Origin of the sequence: Ruegeria sp. A3M17 (assembly GCF_003318255.1) — a bacterium.
Taxonomy (GTDB): Bacteria; Pseudomonadota; Alphaproteobacteria; order Rhodobacterales; family Rhodobacteraceae; genus Ruegeria.
In genome coordinates this window covers 63,583-83,014 of sequence record NZ_QOCF01000036.1, presented here as the reverse complement: position 1 = coordinate 83,014, position 19,432 = coordinate 63,583, and the positions used below count along the sequence as shown (strand labels likewise).

Below are 19,432 nucleotides of genomic sequence, written 5' to 3'. Positions count from 1 at the left end.
CACACATAGAGCAAAGCGAAAAAGATCGTTATCTGATCAAAACTAAACATCGGTCATTCGCGCAGATCGCAGCAAATGACTGGTACGAGCCCAAATTGCCGAATGCTGCGTTGTTCGCCTAAGTCAGCTTTCGGATTTTGCCAGAACCGAGTTTACATACTTCTCTATGTCATCCGCGAGGTCGGCTTCCCAGAAACCTGCACGCGCCCTAAACACCATGCCTTGTCGTAGGTCGAACATCAGCTTGGCACGATCAGCGCTCGGGAAGTCTTGGGGTAGTGTTCTCAGTCCAACTTCCTTGTCGAAGCGCGCTTTTATGCGTTTGTCGGTTGACGTGATAGCATCACGCAGCATTTCGGCGGTGCCGTCCACGTGTCCGGCACTTGTTGCGACGCACGATACGAGGAAGCACCCTTTTGCCCCACTGGGATGATGTGTGGAATAGTCAATGACTGCCTCGAAAAATGCTCTGACGGCTTGGCGAATAGCGGGCGTGGTTTCCAGAGCAACCAAAGGTGTGCAGGCGTCGTTGGTCGCGTAACTGTTGATGGCTTCCAGGTAGAGGCCATGCTTGTCGCCGAACTCGGCATAAAGGCTGGGGCTGTTGATGCCCATCGAGTCCGTCAGCAACTTCATGGACGCCCCTTCATAGCCCTGTTTCCAAAACACACCGATCGCCTTCATGAGGGCATCGTCGCGGTCGAAGTTTTTGGGTCGTCCAATTTTTTTTGTGACGGTCATTACAAAAGTCCTTGACGTTTCGCTTTTGGTATTTTTATAACGATCATCACAAAACGCAAGGGCTAGCAAAATGTCGTCACAAAAAACATCTGCCGGATCACAGTTTCCAGAAGTCACCGTCCCCAAGCTAGGTGGGGGAGAGCTTTTGCTCGGCACTCCGCAAGAGGGCCATGATTGGAAAATTGCCGTCATTTATCGTGGCAAGCACTGCCCGATGTGCACCAGCTATCTGAAAGAGCTGGAAGCGCTGCTTCCCGAGTTTCATGCTCTTGGAGTGGATGTCGTTGCCGTTTCTGCTGATACGGAAGCCAAAGCAACAGACCAGATGGCGCTAGTGCAGCCTAGCTATCCGGTTGGCTATGATCTGAGCGTGAATCAGATGCACGAGCTTGGTCTTTACGTGTCCGATCCCCGTTCCGCAGAAGAAACGGATCGCCCCTTTGCGGAGCCCGGTATTTTCGTCGTGAATGCCAATGGACAAGTTCAGGTCACGGATATCTCAAATGCACCATTTGCACGGCCCGATCTGAAGACGCTGCTGGGAGGTCTTCGCTTCATCCGCAATCCTGAAAACAACTATCCCATTCGGGGGACACGCGCGGCATAAGGCTCAATTTCCATCTAACGCCCTAAAATTAATATACTAAATTGAAAGGACAAGCTCATGCGCTTGACATCCGCCCTCTCTACTATTGCCGTCATTGCTTCTTTGACGCTGCCAGCTTTTGCCGAAACGACAGCTCAAGCCGAAGCACGCGAAAGCCTTTTCGCCTTCAATGATCGTTTCAACGAACTTGCTGCCACATATGACGCAGCCGGTCTGATTTCTCTATATGACGAGGATGCGTTCTGGATCGCTCCAGCAACCCGCCCTGCGCAGGGTCGCGACGGTGTGCCCCGTCAGACGATCACCTTTATGAGCGAGAATAGAGGGGAGCTGTCGCACACAATTGAAGACCTTTTCATCTCTGATGATGGCACTCAAGCAGTCATGAAAGGCGTGACCAAAGCTTCCGTTGAAAGCCAGGAATTCGAGCTGGAAGGATCGTACATCTACGTTCTAGAGCGCGAGAACGACGACGCACCGTGGCAAATTGTGCTGGATATGTTCAGCAACTACACAACCGAGTGATCCTAATAACCAACTCTCCCTGAAACACGAGATTCCAAGAAAAGTCTTATAATGGCAATTTCTGAAAACCACCCGAACGCAACCGCCGTCAAAGAGACATTGGATGGTTTGATCCATGGCGTCTCAGGGCATTCCTTTGATGTTCTGGACAAGCTCTATCACCGCGACATGCAGACCTATGTTCTGTTGAATGATGGCACCTTGATGCGCAACGACAAGACCGGGTTTATGGCGTTTATCAAGGACAACATGGGCGCGTTGAAAGACGATAATCCGTGGGTGAAGTATCACTTGGTCGAGGCCGATGACACGCATGGGCACATCGTGGTCAGCCGAAAGAACGACGCGACAGGACGCTATCAGCTCATCTCGCTCAGCATTGACTTCGTGCTTGAAGATGGACGTTGGCAGATCACCCGCGAGATCATCATGACACGTGGTGAGGCAACAGACGCCTGAGCAGAGCGCCGTGGTGCGTCCTCACCTATGGCGGGTTGGCATTGCCACAAAAACTGCCCCTGATCGGAACGTTTAGGTGCTTACAGATGCAAGACACCAAAACCGGTGCACTGTCTGGCGGACAAATTGCGCGTTTGGCGATGCTGATACTACGGCTCAGAAACCCGAATTTCTACGTGCTAGATGAGCCGACAAACCATCTGGACTTCGACAGACAAGAAGCTCTTGAGGATGAGTTGATCACGCACAATGCATTGTGGCTGCTTGTCGGCTACGACTGCTGCTTTTTGCGTAATGCAGGCCATCGGTTCTGGATGATCATTGGGAAACGACTGGAAGAGGTTGAGGGTCCTGAACCGTTTCTGGCGGGAGAAATGGGGGAGTAGTAGGCCTTATTGTTCGACATGCTCGAGATGGGGTGAACCGTCCTCGGAGAGTTCATTGCCCCAGGTCTCATGAAGGGCTGTTCCGAGCTCGTAATTGTGTTTGGTGTCGGAAACTCCCGCTTGCAGCATTTGATTGGGGTCGATCACCATTGCGATAACGGCAAACTCCAAAAATAGATTGCCATTCAATTTTTTGCGTCTGCCACGCAGACTACAGATTAGGTGGGGCGTCGTTGCCCCACCTGCTAAGTTGTCAGCTTGTTTGGGCATTATGCCCGAAATAGAGGAACTCGCGATCCATGCCGGCAACGTCATCAGCTTCCAGTGATAGGCTGGCGGTGTCTAACATCTTGTAGCTATTTTGCGATTTTACCCATTCGTCTGCGTTTTGCAGGGTCGTCAACGTATAGCTGGTAGTCTCACTCAGGTAATGCGTTGGAATGATAATTTTTGGCTTGAGTTTGGTGACGATGTCATTGCCCTGCTGGTAATCCAGAATGTGCTGGGATCCGTCAACTGGCAGCGTCAACACATCGACCTGACCGATGGCGTCCCAGAATTCCTTTGGCGGATTATGGCGATTGTCGCCCCAAATCAAGGTGCGGATGCCGCCGGTTTCGACTAGATAGACCACCATATCCATGTGGCTGACATTGTCGGGAGGGCAAGCCTGTACACCGAACTCACCCAGCGCGTTTGTCCAGTCATACCAACCCGGTGCCCGACATACATGCTTGTCAGCAAAGCCTGTGATCTTCATGTCTGCAAATTCAAAATTACCTACCATCCGATCCAGTACCATCGTCGAAACTGGTCGGTGAATGGCGTCGTGATCGAAATGGGTGTGCGTTGACATGCAAATGTCCACCGGCGTTTCCGGGAATTCGTTTTTGAACCAAAGCCCCCACGCGCCCGACGGATCGTCTCGCCAGGGATCGAAGAGAACTGTCGCTCCGCCCGGGGAAGTAATCTTGATTGCGCAATGACCGAAATAGTCGATACCAACCGCGCCATCGACGGTACTGCCGGTTGTTTTCTGCAGCTCGATCACACCGTTGTTGTTGCCCGGCTGGGTCCAATCCGTGGATTGTGCTTCGGCCGGCGATGTACTCAGGGCAGTCGCCGCACCCCCGAACCCGGCGGCCCCGGCCGCCATGAAGAAGGATCGGCGCGACAGTCCCGGTGCCAAATGGTCCTTGTCACCGCGCAGCAGCGTCGGTCTCAGATTAAGTTCGTCTTTATCCATATCGCTTGTCCCTGTTGTCGAATGATCCGGGCTTGTCCTCGGATGACGCAAGGGTACCAATCAGGATTGCCTCAACAGGCATTGAATTTTCATGGGTAAAATATGGGGAAGACCCCCACATTCTATTGCATTGAGAGTAGCAAACTCCTCAGGTTCTGCCCGCTGCGACGCAAGCCAAGCTTTGAGCGAATATTGTTCCGGTGAAACTCGATCGTACTGGGTTCGCGCGAAAGCGTATGGGCAATGTCTTTGGTTGTTTGGCCGCGCATGATCATCTGCGCAATCTCCTGCTCGGTAGGTGTTAACATCTCGAATACCGTGGTGAGTTGTCCGCTCATTTCTGAGGTTATGGACTTCAGGCTTTCTTCGGCCAACTCCAAGTAGGCGCGTCCGGCGGGATCTCCCTCCAGTCTGCTGCGCAATTTGACCAAATGCGGCACGACCAGTCCTTTGATCTGACGTAGTATTTTGGTGTCGTACTCTTCCCGTGATGTTTCGACGCTGCCGAGCAGAACACGAAGCGCGGTATTTGCCTCCTCAAGATCCGCTGTGCGGTTGGCAACTCGCTGTTCCAGCTGGTCCAGCGTCGCCTGCAATTCTGTTTCAAGGGTAATGCGCCGCTCAATCTCGACCAGCAACTCAAGATCGGCCTCAATAACCCTCGCAAACTCCCGCAAGCCTTCACGAAACAGCAAGGCGCGTCGGTTGCGGCGATGGTCGAGGACACAAATGGTGCCAAATATCGATCCGTCCGGCCATTTTAGGGGGTAACCAATGTAGAACCGCATTCCATGTTCCATATCGTCATTGTCTATCCATTCAGGATCACAGGTTGCATCCTCGACCGCCAGCTCGCCATCTCGCTGCAGAACACCGTAACAGTATAGTTTTTCGTTCAGTGTGAATCGGCGGTCAGCGGAATACGGATTTCCCTCGGAATTGCTGGTGACAAAAACAGAATGATACGGTTCATGTGTGCGCATGACCAAACTTGCAGGCACGTCGGCAACGCGCGCGATCAGATCAACAATCCGCTGCCATTTCTTGACTGTCTCTTGCGATATCGACGGTTTCAAGTGATTGGACCATCCCTTAAACACTCGATGTAGTTTATTGATCTGAATCGTGATCCGACAAGTATCTTGTCCGATCTACACCTGAGTGATCATGAAATGTCCGAGCCAACTTAGCATACGGAGTGCGCCAAGTCAGCCGTTCCAACGTCGAACAACAAGCGTTCTCGTCTGGAATGAAGCAATCAAATTAAGTGAAGTGAGCTTGCTCTATCCGGAAGAGGTCGATGTCCGGAGCGAAATGGCTGCAGCGTGTGATTTAGTGCTTTTCGGCAATGATGGTTTTATGATGTTTGCGATGCTGTCCTGAAACGGCGAAAAGCCAATAATTATTGTCATTCATATTTGTGGCGTTTCGGCACCGCGCCCATGATTTGCGGAGATTGGCCGTGCAAGATGGTTTCAATAATCGGTGCGTCGCGAAAATTAAGAGAAGCCTGAAAAGTCCACCCGCTGGACACAGTTATTCCGCGACTTCAGAAATTTGGCCAAACCCAGAGCCCAAAGGCAAATCGAATTGCCGTTTTCGGATCATGTTCACTGCCTCGGTGCCGTCCAGTATCGCCGATGCGGAAATGATTAATTTGACTCGACACATGTGCTGGTCACGTCGTTTGATGAACCGGTGATCCCGCTCGATCATGTTGTTCAAAAATCTGGATTTGATGGTTTGTAATTTGGTTGGATAGGCAAAGCTTTTTTAGGTTTCGTTACTTCTCGAATACGGCTGCCTTTCCGCCACTCTTGTCGATTACGATCTTACTTGGAATCCCGTTTGACGAAAGTGCCTTTGCAATGAACCTTGTTTCTGCAGGACCGTTTCTTCACTCAGGCAACGTGAAATCAAGGGTGTTTCCCGCTTTGTCGACGGCTCGATAGAGGTACATCCACCTACCGCCAACACGCAGGGGTTCTGTGGCCAATTTTAACCATTGGAGCCGGGCAGGTTAGGCGGTGGCTGGCCAGCCGTATTCACCAGTTGAAAGCCAGTTCATGATCTACGTCAAAGGCGCGCAGTATCCGAAGGACGTGATCCTGTTCGTAGTTTTCTTTGATGTCCGTTACGGTATCTGCTGTCGAGACCTGGAAGAAACCATTGCTGACGCCGCGCGATGACGGAAGGGCTCGTGTGACCGATCTTGGCGAATGGTGGAATTTATACCAAGGTGAAGGGCTCGTGGGTTTATCTCTATCGAGCCGTCGAAAAATACGGCAAAACGCATGATTTCATGCTTCCTCGACGTCGCAATAAACCGGCCGCCACAAAGCTCTTTACCAGGATGCTGGAGGTCAACGGCATTCCGCGAAAGATCGTCATGGACAAAGGCGGCGCCAATACTGCCAGCATAAAGGTGATCGATAAGTTGTTCAAAGGCCTTGGTTGTCTGATCCCGATCGAGATGGTGAGGTGGAAATACCTCAATAACATCGTCGAACAGGATCATCGTTTCATCAAGAGGCGCACTCGACCCGCAAGGGGAATTCAAACCCGGATCTGTCCGTTTCGGCGGTTCGCCGAGCAGAAACTGGCGCAGAACGCCTGTGAGACTGGGGCCTACCGGAACGCAGCCGTGGCGGCGATGCTTTCCTTAGGGTCGTCCTCGCCAAGGTAAGGGCGGCTGACCATCGTATTCTGAACTGCCTCCCACGTCTCCTTCGAACCCGGAGCGGTCATCGATGCTACCGCCTTGCCAAAGCATTCGGCGCCGGGGGCAAACGTCCGGCATCAGTCGATTTGAACGATCCACCACACCAAGCTAGCCGCAACATTGGCGCCTGATGATAGACGAGGCAATCTCGATATTGGACTAACGAAAGCAGGGCCGTTCTAACCTTCAATCATTCACGTGAACGAATTCGGAATTGATAACACCGAAGTTTAGGACAGATGAAACGAACAGGGTCTCGTCAGTCGATCGGGCGCGATCAAGATAAAGATAATGGCAGAGTTCGCGACCCTGATGGACCGAAGGAAGTCTGCGACAAATCTGATCGCCAGCGATCCGCCATGTTCCGGTCAAAGATATCCCATTCATCCAGGCGAAGTTCATTGAGATCGTCCCATCGGGCATCCGCACTTCGGAATAAGGAGCACCGAAGGGTCCAATCGTGTGCTTTTCCTCGAATTCGTCGGAATGCAGCTGAACGAGTTGTTCATGTTCGATACGATCGCCTTCCCGCCCTTTGGGAAAGTCGAACGGCCACTCCGGCAGGCCAGATCCCAGCATGACCTCGGCATACGTCTGATAGACTGTCGGATCCTTGTAGATATCGAACCATGGTTTCATCCAATTCAGGTTCAGCCAAACATTGTTCACCAGAAACCGCTCGATGTTGCCTCGGGCGGCCTCGACGTTTCCTTGCTCATACTGTGCATCGGCCATAATCCTGAGATGCTGTTCTTTTATCTCGTCCTCCGGAATCCCCGATAGGAGCGTGAGTGCCCTGTCGCTGTCTCCGGCACGCAGATAGCTCCAAGAAAGATCACCTTTCTCGCCGGAATTCAGCCGGGGCGACAGCCGTTCAAACTCTTCGAATGCCTCGATCGCCTTGTCGTAATCACCTATCGCGGTCAAGCTCAGGCCGTGGACATATCGCAAGACTGGCTCATTGGGATTGCTGAACACGGAACTTCGCGCAATCGACAGGGCGCGGTCACGTTCGAGGTGTTGAATCAACATCTGGACCTGCAAGCCAATGGCCACTGGGTGCTTTGGATCGTTCTCCAAAACCTCGTCGATAGTGTCAGTTGCAATTTTGAGGGCGTCCAGTGTGAAGCGGATCGTATTGAAACTGCCTTCCCAGACCTTGAAATTGGCTTCCGCATATCCGAGCTTTGCTTCGACAAAAGCCGGATCCAGTTCGATCGCTCGTTCATATTGGCTGAGCGCTTCGCCGATGTCCGTAAAATCCTTGCTATCGAGCAAACGTTCAGCCTTGGCAAATGCAAGAAAGGCCTCTGGACTGCCTGTTGGCGCCGTTTCAAAAATGGTCCGTTCAACGGGATTGAGTTTGAGTTTCATTGCGCCGGCTGCGCCCAGTTTGAGCGTTACGACCATGTCGAGAAACTGATCCCGATCTCCGGTCAGGGACCGCTGCCAGATCGTGCTGTCACCCAGTTCCTCCGTATCACGCAGACGCGCCTGCACTTCGATCTGGCCCTTAGCCGTCTCTGCTGACCCATCGAGGACATAACGCAGGCCCAGGTTTTGCGAGACCTCGTCCAGCGGCACATCAACGCCCTCGTAGGCCAGAGTCGTGCTGTAGGTGGAAATGGGCATATGGCGCTGCCGCTCGAAAGACAGAAACAGCATTTCGGTCGCCGCATCGGCAAGGACTTGATCGCCGCCATCTTCAGACTCAAAAGGTAGGATCAGCAGGCCCGCCGTGCCTGGTGCGGTGTCCAAGAAAAGATCCTTGGCCGCAAATACGCCGATGACGGCCGCAAGGCAAAGAACTGCCGCGATCAACGACTTCCGGCGGCCGACGCGCAGCCGCTCTTTGCGTGCGACGATTTTGCCCGCATCTCCCGGATCGAGAAGGACACTGTAGGCATGCACGGGTTCAGAGATGTTTTTTACTGACAAAGTGCCCTGGTCCGCGAATCCGAGGGCGAGCTTGCCTTTGACATTCCGAAAAACCGCTTCGGACACGAGGATGCCTCCTGGCTCGGCCAACCCTTCGAGGCGCGCGGCGACGTTGACCCCTTCTCCGAAAATGTCATCGCCATCAACAAGAATGTCACCGACGTTGATGCCAACCCGATAGGTGATCCAGCGGTCATCGCTGATCTCGCGTGCTCTTTTGGTGATCGCGCGTTGAAATTGGGCGGCCCATCGGACGGCGTTGACCGCACTGCCGAACTCGATCAAGGCACCATCGCCAGTCGTCTTGACGACGCGCCCACCGCATTCTTCGACCGCGGGGCCAAACACTTCGTCCTGAATCGCCTTTTGCAGCGCGAGCGTACCAACTTCGTCGAGTTCCATGAGCCGGCTGTAACCAACCATGTCTACGGCCGCGATCGCCGCAAGCCTTCTCTTTCCGTTCAGCTCCGCTTTTCTCATTCCGCAGCAGCCCCGCAGTTGCGTTCTCTTGCTCGGATCATTGAACCATAGTTTCAGGGACGCAGTAAGTTTGGATTACGGGGATCTGTAATTCCGACATCTCCAATGACGCTATGTCCGCAGATCTGTCATCGGCACCCTCGGAATGTTACGCTGACTATCAACGTCCACTTTGTAGAAGCCGCATCACAGACGTCTTTCCCTATAGAGGGCAGCTTTGGGCCGTGATACGACCTGTTGGGCTCAGCCGTTGAACCAATTCGGTGCGTCGTCTTCTGACCAAGTTGCGTACCTTCTCATGACTAGCAAAAATACTTCACTGTCCAGGAATTGATCCAGCCACGCTGTTAAACTCTGCCACTCCTGCGCGTCAAACCAGGCCCGGTCTATATGCGCAAACTGGCGCACAAATGGTAGAAGCGCCAGATCGGCAAGGGTGGGGCGATCTCCGAAAAGCCAGGCCTGCCCGACTAACCGTTCGTCGAGGCTGAGCAAGTATCTTGCCGCTTTCCTGCGTTCCTCTTTGGGATCTAAATCCGGATGCCGCGTGGTGTATTTTGTGTGATCTAAAGCCGCCTTGAATGGACCATCATTTACCGTAATCAGGCCCCAACCTTCTTGAGGCATGTCCAAAAGCCGCTGTGGATCATTTTGTTGGAGCGCCCAAACCATGATTTCCAGACTTTCATCTATAACTTTGTCTGGAAGTTGAAGCGTGGGAACTGTTCCGGATGGGGATGTTTGTAAGAAGGCCTCTGGTTTGTCCCGTAAGAGAATTTCGCGCAGCTCGACTGTAACTCTTGAACTCGCCAATGCGAGACGGGCCCTTATCGCGTACGGGCAGCGACGGAACGTCCATAAGATAGGGTGGTAAGCCATAGGAGAATCTATCTCCAATCTACCAGCTTGGTCAAACCTCCCCTCGTTTCCCAATGGGACTGCTGCATTAATCGTCGCCTTTAGGGATTTTTGTATTTTTGAGGTTTCTCATGCCGCGAAGATCGCCATTCAAACATCACCGCTTCCCGCGCGAGATTATTCTCTGCGCGGTTCGTTGGTACCGGCGGTATCCGCTTTCGTACCAAGATGTTGTCGATTTGCCCTCCGAGCGTTGCGTCGAAGTTGATCGCTCGACCGTGTTCTGCTGGGTCCAGAAGTTCAGCCCGGAACTGACCAAACGAACCGAGAAGCACTTACGCCGCGCCAGTGTAGACTGGCATGTGGACGAGGCTTACATTCGGGTTGGCGGCAAATGGCGCTTTTTGTGAAGAGCGATCGAGGCGAATGGCCAGATGGTTGACTTCCGGCTCACGGCTCGGCGAGACGTTAATGCTGCCAAGACCTTTCTGAATGAGGCGATTGAACGCGTCCGGCTGCACCGACCTGTAACAATCGTGACTGACAAGGCCTACGCTTATCCACGTGTCATCCGCGAAATCAACCACCGATACGATCCGCATTTCGACAGCATCAGGCATATTGATCGACAGTGGCGGAACAATTTGGTCGAAAGTGACCATGCAGCGATGAAGCGCCCACTTGGGTACCGTCAAAGATTTCGATCCTTGCGAACCGCGAAGGCAACACTGAGTGAGATAGAGACGATCCGGACCATCAAACGCGGCCACATTTGTCATAAACAACCCGGTGTTCGAAGAGAGATCGACTTCATCTCATACCTGTTCGAGCATGTATAGTTCGGCCGCGTCCGCCGCGCCTGACCCAGCTTCAGCTGATTAATGCAACGGACTCGATCGGATGTAGCCTGGTGCGCCGCGCTGAATGAACAGATCGCGTAAGGCATCAATGACCTAGCCAGAGTTCAGACCGGTGTCCGAACTGGTTGTCGAATTTGATCAAAAATCGCTCGGTAGTAGAGGGCGAAGCGGTGGCCAAGAAACTTTGAAACGCGGCTAATGGAGTGATGGCGGCCCAGGGCAAACCTGACCGCGCGTTGTGGGCATCGAGGCCGCCGACATGATCCGGAAGGGGCAGCTTGGGGCTTCTACAAGTGAACCCAAATTAATTGCAAAGCGCGCAGCTTAGTTTCGCTTAAGTTTGCGCAACATCCAGCCGCTTTCAGGACTCTTTCAGATGCTTGCGGACAGTCGGATCGATCCTTGTACTTTGAGCTGGATAGATGCCGCAGGCGGCAATTGCTTCGCGGGCACTCACACGCTCGTGCAAGCGTTTCCAGATTGTTTTGGCAGCATAGGGGTGCGGGTAGGGGCGCCAGGCGACGCCCATGGTCATGCCGCGCAGATACTTTAGTTGCTGGCGGTGTGCGGAATACAAGATCGTATTGGCGACGCTTCCTTCGCGTGCAAGCTCGTGTTCGGTCACGAATATCCTGTTACCGCGCATTGTTACCAGGCCAGAGTAACGCGAAATCTGGTGAGTGCTCTTGTCTGGCGAGGTGGCGATTTCCCGGGATCGGATCGTGAACAGCCCATCCCATTCCTGAATGCGGATCAGGGAACAAAAGATCTTTCCTTCCCAGGACGGCGTGCAGAAATAGGAATGATAAAAGCCCACATATCGCCTTAGATTTTTCTGCTGGCCCCGAAACGGGCCCAGAAACGTGTCCGTTGGCGTATTCCCGGCTTGCGGCAGGGCACGCACGAGCATTCGTTCGAAGCTTGCTGTTTCCGCGAACAGGTCGGCTTCTGTCAGGTCGAAATGACGTGCAATGCGGCGCATGTTGTGGGCAGACGGCAGGCTGGCGCCATTCAGGTAGCGATTGAATTGCTGTCTGTTGACGCCGATATCACGGCAAATCTGTGAAATATTCCCATGCTCTGCGCATAATGACCGAAGGTTGGAAGAAAAATTTTCCGACACAAGAAAAACCTTTCGCGTTCTGACGCTATATCACGACAAGCCGCGTCAGTTCGCGTAAGATCGCACAATTTGCTTTAGCTGCAAATCGGTTTCTTCTTAGGCATCAACTCGCAACAGACAAGCACCCAGATGCCAATTGAAACCATCGAAAACACATGGATCACGCTCGCCGATGGGCAGCGGCTGGCTGCGCGCATCTGGTTGCCCGAAACCGGTCCCGCCCCTGCAATTCTGGAATACCTGCCTTACCGCAAACGCGACGGCACCGCGCCAAGAGATGAAACGACGCACACCGTATTTGCCGAGGCAGGTTATGCCTGCGTCCGGGTCGACATCGCGGGCACCGGGGACAGCGAAGGGCAGTTCGACGACGAATACTCCGAGCAGGAACTGCGCGATGGTGAAGAGGTCCTGGCCTGGATCGCCGCGCAGGATTGGTGCGACGGTCATATCGGGATGATTGGAATATCGTGGGGCGGATTCAACGGCCTGCAACTGGCCTTTCGGCAACCACCCGCATTAAAAGCGGTGGTCAGCGTCGCATCGACCGTGGATCGCTATGCGGATGACATCCATTTTATGGACGGGTGCCTGCTGAGTGACAACATGAACTGGGGCAGCCAGATGTTTGCCTATCTGACCCGCCCCGCTGATCCGGACCTTCGTACAGATTGGCGAGAGGATTGGTTGGCCCGACTTCAAAACGTTCCATTCTCTGCTGTGGATTGGCTGCGCCATCAGACGCGTGACGCGTTTTGGAAACATGGATCGGTTTGCGAGGATTGGTCCGCGATCCAAACCCCCGTCTTGGCCATCACCGGGTGGGCAGATGCTTATGTCAATGCGCCCACGGCATTGGCAGCCAACCTGAGGGTGCCAACCAAAGCCGTCATTGGGCCGTGGGAACACCGTTATCCTCATATCTCAAAACTCGATCCTGCAGACTTTCATTCCGAAGTGATCGGCTGGTTTGACCGCTGGCTCAAGGGGCAGGAAAATGGAGCCGAGGACCTGCCTGCTTACCGGACTTACATGCAGGAACACTTCAATCCGACGGCGCACAACTCTGCTCGGCAAGGTCGTTGGATTGCAGAAACCACCTGGCCGTCGCCGCATGTTTCTGAGCAGGTCTGGCATTTGACGCCCGGCGGGTTTTCTCGGGAACCGGCCACGGGCACGGTCGCAATAACATCACCCAGTCATGTTGGTGCGGAAGGCGGGTATTTCTGTGCGGGCATGCGGATCGACAATGAACTTGCAGGCGACCAGGCAAGGGATGATGCCCTGTCGGTGTGTTTTGACAGCGCGCCGCTGCAAGCTCCGCTGGAACTGCTGGGCCGCGCAAAGCTAAAGTTTCGATTCTCGGTGGATCAGCCCGTTGCCCAGTTTGTCGCAAGGCTGTGCGATGTCTCGCCCGAAGGTGTGTCCCAGCGCATCAGCTATCGTCCGTTGAACCTGTGCCACTACCGCAGCCACGAAACGCCTGAAACCCTGCAACCGGGTGAAATCTATGAGGCCGAGATTGGCCTGAACGAATGCGCGCACCGTTTGCGTGAGGGTCACGTGTTGCGGCTGGCGCTGTCGACGTCGTACTGGCCTATCGTTTGGCCAGCGCCGCATTCGGCAGAGGTGACTTTGCACTTGCGGGATTGCGCCCTCCATTTGCCAGTGCGCGACGTCACGCACGAGGTTCAAGCCTCGGAACCCGGCCCGGCGCAGGACTATCCGGTTCTTGCCGCTGAACAATTGCGTCCGCCATCCGCGCGATCCCATCGCACCAAGACCGACGATGGTCGGGTGGTTCTGGAGACGTTTGATGACTATGGCAAAACGCGTGACCCGTATCACGATTTGATTGTCGGCAGCGATGTTCACATGCACTACAGCATTCACCCCGATGACCCAACAACCGCGTGTTTCAAGAGCGCCTGGAATTTCACATTTGAACGGGCGGATTGGCAGGTCGCCATCTCAACCGAGTGCCGAATGACCTGCGACGTGCAGAATTTCTATCTCTACCGCAAACTACGCGCCACTGAAGGCGCAGATGAAATCGAAGTTTTGACGAAGGAATGGTCCGAAACCGTTCCGCGCGGACTTCTCTGACTTAATCCAAGGGAGGATACTATGAAGATCGAATGGACAAAGGCCAATGTAGGTCGGCGGGGGTTCCTGAAAGGTGCAACCGCGCTTGGGGCCGCCACGGCGCTTCCGATGGGGTGGGCGAACCGTGCGTTTGCGGCAGATGACGGTGTACTGCGGGTGCGGGCATATGGTGATGCGCAGAACATGGATCCGGCCCATTCCGTTGGTGTCGTTGAAGAAGAGGTTCATGCCTCGATCTACAACAAGCTGATCCAGTACAAACCAGGCGAGGAATGGGGCTGGCAGATGGATGCCGCCACGATGATCGAGCAGGTTGATCCGACCCATATCAAGTTCGCATTGCGTGACGATATCGGGTTCACCAATGGATTTGGCGCCATGACCGCCGAGGACGTCAAGTTTAGTATGGAACGGATCGTGGACGACGCGACCGACAGTCCGAACAAGCCCGATTTGGGGCCATTCAGCCACGTGGACGTAACCAGTGAGCGCGAAGGCACGATTGTGCTGAACAAACCGTTCGCACCGATCTGGTCGATCGCTCTTCCGTACATTACCGGCAACATCGTCTCAAAAGCCGCTGTCGAAGCGGCCGGTGGCCGGATCGGCGCTGATCCGGTTGCGGAATCCGGTCCTTACCTGCGCGACAGCTGGTCGCCCAAGGAAAAGACCGTTCTTAAGCGTAACCCCGACTGGAAAGGGGACGCGCCCAGCTGGGACACCGTCGAGATCTATCCAATTGACGATGAGAACACCGCCGAGATTGCGTTCGAGGCAGGTGAACTGGATGTAACCCGCGTATCGCTGGGCTCGGTCGAGCGTTATCGCGCCGGGGTTCCCAATGGTGGATCGTTGGTTGAAAAGCCGTCGCTCTACTATGTCTGGATGGGCATGAACGTTGAGCATCCAAAGCTGCAAAATCAAAAACTGCGGCAGGCGATTCAGCACGCAGTGGATGTACCCAGCATTCTGGAGGCCGCGTATTTTGGTGCGGCCGAAGCAGCGACCGGCATCATCGCTCCGGGCCTCGCCGGGCATCGGGCTTCTTCGCTGGTGCCACCGGCGGCGAATTTTGAGAAGGCGGCACAGCTGCTGGCGGAATCCGGTGAAACCAATGTCACGCTGACCCTCGACACGTTGAACAAAACGACCTTCACGACAACCGCTCAGATCATTCAGGCGACGCTGGCGCAGATTGGGATCACGGTTGAAGTCAACGTTCTGGAATCCGGAGCGTTCTGGGCATCTGGCGACAACGAAAACCTTCAGCTTGTTCTGAACCGCTTTTCGATGACCCCTGACCCGTATTATGCGACGTCGTGGTTCACGCCCGAACAGATCGGAAAATGGAACTGGGAACGCTTTAACAGTCCTGAATTCAACGAAATCCATGAATCCGCGGCTGCGGAAACGGATATCGCAAAACGGGCGGAAATGTATCAGCGCGCGCAGGATCTGATGGAAGAAAGCGGGGCCTATCGCTTCATCACTCATGAGGCAACGCCGGTCATTCACAGCGCCCGGGTCATTCCTGCACTGCGGCCAGATGGCCTGTCGTTGCTTCGCTATTTCGGCAAGGCGACCTGACCTCCCCAGGTCGACCGGGTACGGCGGGCGCGTAATGCTCGCCGTGCCAAATTGAACGCCACCAAGCCACAAGGAGCCAGTTGGCCATGCTTAGTTTTGCAACCCGTCGCTTCGGGCTGTCGCTACTCATCCTGTTCGTGGCGGTCACCGTCATGTTCCTGATGATCCGCGCCGTTCCAGGCGATCCGGTCCAGATCATGCTGGGCCCGCGCGCCACGCCCGAACTTCAGGCCCAACTCACAGCGGCGCTGGGGCTTGATCAACCGATCTGGAAACAACTTTTGATCTTTTATGGGAATCTTCTGCAAGGCGACCTGGGAACCGATGTATTTTCGGGTCGGTCCGTGACGGACATCGTGTTCCAGCAGTTGCCGTTCACTCTGGAACTGATTTTTGCGTCAATCCTGTGGTCTGCAAGCCTGGGCATCGCACTTGGTGCCTACGCGGCGGCGCATCCCAACACGCTGATCGACCGGATCGCCGCAGCAATTTCCGTCAGCTTCGTGGCTGCCCCGGCCTTTGTTGTCGCACTTTTGGCGCTGCTGGTATTCGCCGTGCATTTGCAGTGGTTTCCCGCCATCGGCGCCGGAGAGGGGTTCTGGGATCGCCTCGACCATCTGGTTCTGCCCGCCTTTGCCATCGGCCTCAGCTGGGTTGGCTATATTGCCCGGCTTGTACGCGCCTCGATGCTCGAGGTTATGGGCGAAAGCCATGTGCGCACGGCGCGCGCCTTTGGCATCGCCGAGCGTCGCGTGGTCATGGTTTATGCACTGCGGATCGCCATTTTGCCGGTGGTCACCGTGATCGGGGTAGGGATGGGCTTTCTTCTCAGCTCCGCCGTTTTTGCTGAAATCGTCTTTGCCCGACCGGGTTTGGGTAAGTTGGTTATCGATAGCATTACCACCCGAAACTACCCGATTGTTATGGGCTCGGTCCTCATATCAACGGCGTTGTTCGTGGTGTCGACCGCATTGGCAGACCTGATCAATGCGTTGCTCGACCCACGCGCACGCACGGCTCATTGAGGAGGGAGCGTTATGGAAAAATCTCGTTCCGAACTTGGCCAGATCATCATCGGCGTCGCCCGCGACCCGCTTGGACTTATGGGCTTGATCATCGTCGGTGTCATCGTGTTCTGTGCCATCTTCGCCTATTGGATTGTACCCTATGATCCGATTGCGATGGATATCAAATCTCGCTTGCAAGGACCGTCCGCCGCACACCTGCTAGGTACAGATCAGTTAGGGCGCGATACGTTTTCGCGGGTTATCGCCGGGGGGCAAGTTGCGCTCAAGGTGGCATTGCCTGCCGTGTTCGGCGCAATGGCGATTGGCCTGACGCTGGGCATGATTGCCGGGTATGGGCCGAAATGGCTTGATAATCTTCTGATGCTGTTCTTCGATACCATCCGATCTTTTCCAACGGTGATGTTTGCGCTTGCCGTTGTGGCCCTGATCGGACCCAGCCTTCAAACCGTGGTCTTCGTCGTCATGGCGACCTCAATCCCAACTTACGGTCGCGTCGCGCGAACCCAGACACTGACGCTGCGCAACTCTGAATTCATTCTGGCAGAGCGGTCGATGGGGGCTAGCATGGCGCGCATTCTGGGCGTGCATATGCTGCCAAATATCATTGGCGTTCTCGCTGTGTTGGCGGCCATGGATATCCCCACGGTTATCGCGTTGGAGGCGGGCCTGTCCTTTTTGGGGCTGGGTGTGAAACCTCCGACGCCCAGCTGGGGTGCTTTGCTTAAGGATGGCTATTCTCTGATCCGTCAAACGCCGTGGCTGGTGGTGGGTGGGGGCTTGCCGATCATTCTGGCAACGCTTGGATTCACGTTCCTGGGTGAAAGCCTGCGCGATGTGGTTGACCCGAAACTGAGGAAACAACGATGACCGACACACTTCTGGAAATCGACCACCTTAGCGTCGACTACGAAACCGGCCGGGGCGACCTCAAGGCTCTGAGAGACATCACATTCGACGTCAACAAAGGCGAAATAGTTGGCATTGTCGGGGAATCCGGCTGCGGTAAGTCCACTCTGATCTCGTCCATCCTGCGTTTGACAGCGCCCAATACGCGGTTCCGCGAAGGAGAGATCAGGTTCAAAGGGCAGGATTTGCTGCAATCATCGGAACGACATATGCGCGAACTGCGCGGGGCGGACATATCCATCGTCTTTCAAGACCCGATGCAAACGCACAATCCGGTTCTGACCATTGGGCAGCAGATGCTGGATATTCAGCACCGCTCCAAACAGTCAAAACCGGACAAGCTGGCCCACGCCGCCAAAATGCTGGGCGCTGTTGGCATCCCCGATCCCGAGGCGCGCCTAAAGCAATACCCGCATGAATTCTCGGGCGGAATGCGCCAACGGATCGCTATCGCAATGGCGTTGATGTCAGAGCCTGACCTTTTGATCGCGGATGAGCCGACCACAGCGCTGGACGCAACGCTTGAGGTGCAGATCATCGAACGTCTGCAAGAGCTGCAGCGCGAGTTTCACTGTGCCATCCTGTTCATCTCGCACCATCTGGGCGTGATTGCGGAACTCTGTGAGCGGGTGGTGGTGATGTATGCCGGCGCAGTTGTCGAAAGCGGCGAAGTGCGTGAGATTTTTCATAACCCAAAACACCCCTACACACGCCGCCTGATCGAATGTGATCCCGGTCATATCAAAGAACGCGCGCGTGTGTTGCCGACCATTCCCGGTGAAGTGCCTGATCTGGCCAACCTACCGGGTGGCTGCATCTTCCGCGATCGTTGTGATCAAGCAATGGCACGGTGCGCCACCGAAGTGCCGCCGTTGGATCAATTGAAAGAAGGCCATCACGCCGCATGCTGGCTGAACCACGAGGAGGTCACAACATGAGCTTGCTGAACGTCGTGGACCTTAAAACTAGCTATGGCCCAGTCAATGTTTTGGCGGGTGTCAGCTTTACCGTGCAACCCGGCGAGACTTACGCGCTGGTTGGCGAAAGCGGATCTGGCAAAACGACCGTGATACGCGCCATTGCGGGTCTTGCGCCTGCGCAGGACGGCTCGGTTACTTTTGAGGGGCAGGAAATTCGCGGCGCGCCGGAACGTGTCATGCGTCCGCTGCGCAAAGACATGGCAATGATGTTTCAGGATCCGGTGGGAAGCCTGTCGCCGCGTCTAACAATCCGCAGCCTGATCACTGAGCCTTACCGTATTCAGGGTATGAAAGACAAAGATCTGGATGCAGAAGCCAAGCGACTGCTGGAAATGGTCAATCTGCCCACGCATTTCGCAGACCGCTATCCCTATCAGTTGTCGGGTGGGCAAGCGCGGCGAGTGGGCGTGGCCCGAGCGCTGGCGTTGGAGCCGAAATTGATCCTCGCGGATGAACCGACCGCAGGCCTCGATGTGTCGGTGCAAGGTGAGCTTTTGAACCTGCTCAACGATCTGCGCGAACGGCTGGGTCTGGCGATGGTAATCATCACCCATAACCTCAGCGTTGTACGCCACGTGGCCGACAGAATGGGCATCATGTATCTGGGCCGGTTGGTAGAAGAAGGCACAACCGAGACGATTTTCAGAGATCCGCGCCACCCCTACACCCGCTGCCTGTTAAGCGCCAACCCAGAGCCGGATCCGGATGCGCGGTTGGAACGGATTGCCCTAAAAGGTGAACCCCCCAGCCTGCTCAAACGCCCCTCTGGATGTGAATTCCGTGAACGCTGTCCTTTTGCAAAGGACATTTGCACCCAGACTCCAGAATGGGAAGTGGACGGCGGCCACGGGCTGCGTTGTCTGGCGCCGTTATCGTAGTA

General features: G+C 54.8%; 21 protein-coding genes and 1 pseudogene. 13 read left to right on the top strand and 9 right to left on the bottom strand.

Going from position 1 to position 19,432, the window contains the following annotated elements; genetic code table 11:
• Nucleotides 1-123: 123 nt before the first annotated feature.
• The gene (locus tag DS906_RS20585; protein WP_233494866.1) at nucleotides 124-741 is read right to left on the bottom strand and encodes a TetR/AcrR family transcriptional regulator; all 618 of its coding nucleotides are present in this window, start codon (nucleotides 739-741) and stop codon (nucleotides 124-126) included.
• A 70-nt stretch (nucleotides 742-811) separates the two neighbouring features.
• On the opposite strand from DS906_RS20585, the gene DS906_RS20580 reads away from it, so the two are divergent.
• The 4 genes from DS906_RS20580 (at nucleotide 812) to DS906_RS20565 (ending at nucleotide 2,718) form a co-directional block, all read left to right on the top strand.
• Nucleotides 812-1,348, top strand: coding sequence for a redoxin domain-containing protein (locus DS906_RS20580; protein ID WP_113791929.1), 537 nt, complete (start codon nucleotides 812-814; stop codon nucleotides 1,346-1,348).
• Between the two features lie 57 nt (nucleotides 1,349-1,405).
• Nucleotides 1,406-1,873: a nuclear transport factor 2 family protein gene (locus DS906_RS20575; protein WP_113791928.1), complete on the top strand. Its 468-nt coding sequence runs from the start codon at nucleotides 1,406-1,408 to the stop codon at nucleotides 1,871-1,873.
• Nucleotides 1,874-1,924: 51 nt separating this feature from the next.
• Complete coding sequence (locus DS906_RS20570) at nucleotides 1,925-2,332, top strand: hypothetical protein (protein ID WP_113791927.1); 408 nt, start codon at nucleotides 1,925-1,927, stop codon at nucleotides 2,330-2,332.
• Nucleotides 2,333-2,418: 86 nt separating this feature from the next.
• A complete protein-coding gene (locus tag DS906_RS20565) occupies nucleotides 2,419-2,718 on the top strand; it encodes an ATP-binding cassette domain-containing protein (protein ID WP_113791926.1) in 300 nt (99 codons plus the stop codon).
• 6 nt (nucleotides 2,719-2,724) lie between these two features.
• Here the strand turns inward: DS906_RS20565 and DS906_RS20560 are convergent, their stop codons facing one another.
• The 5 genes from DS906_RS20560 to DS906_RS22760 form a co-directional block, all read right to left on the bottom strand.
• Nucleotides 2,725-2,988, bottom strand: a complete 264-nt coding sequence (locus DS906_RS20560) for a hypothetical protein (protein ID WP_147235326.1) — start codon at nucleotides 2,986-2,988, stop codon at nucleotides 2,725-2,727.
• Nucleotides 2,972-3,964: an MBL fold metallo-hydrolase gene (locus DS906_RS20555; protein WP_113791924.1), complete on the bottom strand. Its 993-nt coding sequence runs from the start codon at nucleotides 3,962-3,964 to the stop codon at nucleotides 2,972-2,974. Before DS906_RS20555 ends, DS906_RS20560 begins: the two co-directional genes overlap by 17 nt.
• Nucleotides 3,965-4,086: 122 nt before the next feature.
• The gene (locus DS906_RS20550) at nucleotides 4,087-4,947 is read right to left on the bottom strand and encodes a helix-turn-helix transcriptional regulator (RefSeq protein WP_158541353.1); all 861 of its coding nucleotides are present in this window, start codon (nucleotides 4,945-4,947) and stop codon (nucleotides 4,087-4,089) included.
• Nucleotides 4,948-5,500: 553 nt separating this feature from the next.
• A complete protein-coding gene (locus DS906_RS22765; protein WP_369935507.1) occupies nucleotides 5,501-5,704 on the bottom strand; it encodes a DDE-type integrase/transposase/recombinase in 204 nt (67 codons plus the stop codon).
• A 157-nt stretch (nucleotides 5,705-5,861) separates the two neighbouring features.
• Nucleotides 5,862-5,960: a DDE-type integrase/transposase/recombinase gene (locus tag DS906_RS22760; RefSeq protein ID WP_113791921.1), complete on the bottom strand. Its 99-nt coding sequence runs from the start codon at nucleotides 5,958-5,960 to the stop codon at nucleotides 5,862-5,864.
• Between the two features lie 70 nt (nucleotides 5,961-6,030).
• Here DS906_RS22760 and DS906_RS20535 point away from each other — a divergent pair.
• A pseudogene (locus tag DS906_RS20535) lies at nucleotides 6,031-6,527 on the top strand (transposase); the annotation flags it as partial.
• Between the two features lie 345 nt (nucleotides 6,528-6,872).
• Here the strand turns inward: DS906_RS20535 and DS906_RS20530 are convergent.
• Together DS906_RS20530 and DS906_RS20525 are read right to left on the bottom strand one after the other, a co-directional pair.
• Entirely contained in the window at nucleotides 6,873-9,026 is a 2,154-nt protein-coding gene (locus tag DS906_RS20530) for an adenylate/guanylate cyclase domain-containing protein (RefSeq protein WP_158541351.1), read from the bottom strand.
• 321 nt (nucleotides 9,027-9,347) lie between these two features.
• Nucleotides 9,348-9,983, bottom strand: a complete 636-nt coding sequence (locus DS906_RS20525) for a glutathione S-transferase (RefSeq protein WP_113791919.1) — start codon at nucleotides 9,981-9,983, stop codon at nucleotides 9,348-9,350.
• Between the two features lie 110 nt (nucleotides 9,984-10,093).
• Between DS906_RS20525 and DS906_RS22575 the strand changes: the two genes are divergently transcribed.
• Complete coding sequence (locus DS906_RS22575; protein ID WP_233494865.1) at nucleotides 10,094-10,372, top strand: hypothetical protein; 279 nt, start codon at nucleotides 10,094-10,096, stop codon at nucleotides 10,370-10,372.
• 24 nt (nucleotides 10,373-10,396) lie between these two features.
• On the top strand, nucleotides 10,397-10,801 hold the full coding sequence (locus tag DS906_RS22570) for a transposase (protein WP_233494864.1): 405 nt from the start codon (nucleotides 10,397-10,399) through the stop codon (nucleotides 10,799-10,801).
• 382 nt (nucleotides 10,802-11,183) lie between these two features.
• Here the strand turns inward: DS906_RS22570 and DS906_RS20515 are convergent, their stop codons facing one another.
• On the bottom strand, nucleotides 11,184-11,945 hold the full coding sequence (locus DS906_RS20515) for a helix-turn-helix transcriptional regulator (protein ID WP_113791918.1): 762 nt from the start codon (nucleotides 11,943-11,945) through the stop codon (nucleotides 11,184-11,186).
• A gap of 129 nt (nucleotides 11,946-12,074) precedes the next feature.
• Between DS906_RS20515 and DS906_RS20510 the strand changes: the two genes are divergently transcribed.
• From DS906_RS20510 to DS906_RS20485, 6 genes are all read left to right on the top strand, one after another.
• Nucleotides 12,075-14,051, top strand: a complete 1,977-nt coding sequence (locus tag DS906_RS20510; RefSeq protein WP_113791917.1) for a CocE/NonD family hydrolase — start codon at nucleotides 12,075-12,077, stop codon at nucleotides 14,049-14,051.
• A 21-nt stretch (nucleotides 14,052-14,072) separates the two neighbouring features.
• The gene (locus DS906_RS20505; RefSeq protein WP_113791916.1) at nucleotides 14,073-15,638 is read left to right on the top strand and encodes an ABC transporter substrate-binding protein; all 1,566 of its coding nucleotides are present in this window, start codon (nucleotides 14,073-14,075) and stop codon (nucleotides 15,636-15,638) included.
• A gap of 86 nt (nucleotides 15,639-15,724) precedes the next feature.
• A complete protein-coding gene (locus tag DS906_RS20500) occupies nucleotides 15,725-16,663 on the top strand; it encodes an ABC transporter permease (protein ID WP_108859860.1) in 939 nt (312 codons plus the stop codon).
• Between the two features lie 12 nt (nucleotides 16,664-16,675).
• Nucleotides 16,676-17,533, top strand: coding sequence for an ABC transporter permease (locus DS906_RS20495; RefSeq protein WP_113791915.1), 858 nt, complete (start codon nucleotides 16,676-16,678; stop codon nucleotides 17,531-17,533).
• Nucleotides 17,530-18,510 carry an ABC transporter ATP-binding protein gene (locus DS906_RS20490; protein WP_113791914.1) on the top strand — a complete coding sequence of 327 codons (981 nt, stop codon included), beginning with the start codon at nucleotides 17,530-17,532 and terminating at the stop codon, nucleotides 18,508-18,510. The genes DS906_RS20495 and DS906_RS20490 overlap by 4 nt, the downstream gene beginning before the upstream one ends.
• The gene (locus DS906_RS20485) at nucleotides 18,507-19,430 is read left to right on the top strand and encodes an ABC transporter ATP-binding protein (RefSeq protein ID WP_113791913.1); all 924 of its coding nucleotides are present in this window, start codon (nucleotides 18,507-18,509) and stop codon (nucleotides 19,428-19,430) included. Before DS906_RS20490 ends, DS906_RS20485 begins: the two co-directional genes overlap by 4 nt.
• The last annotated feature ends 2 nt before the right edge of the window (nucleotides 19,431-19,432 follow it).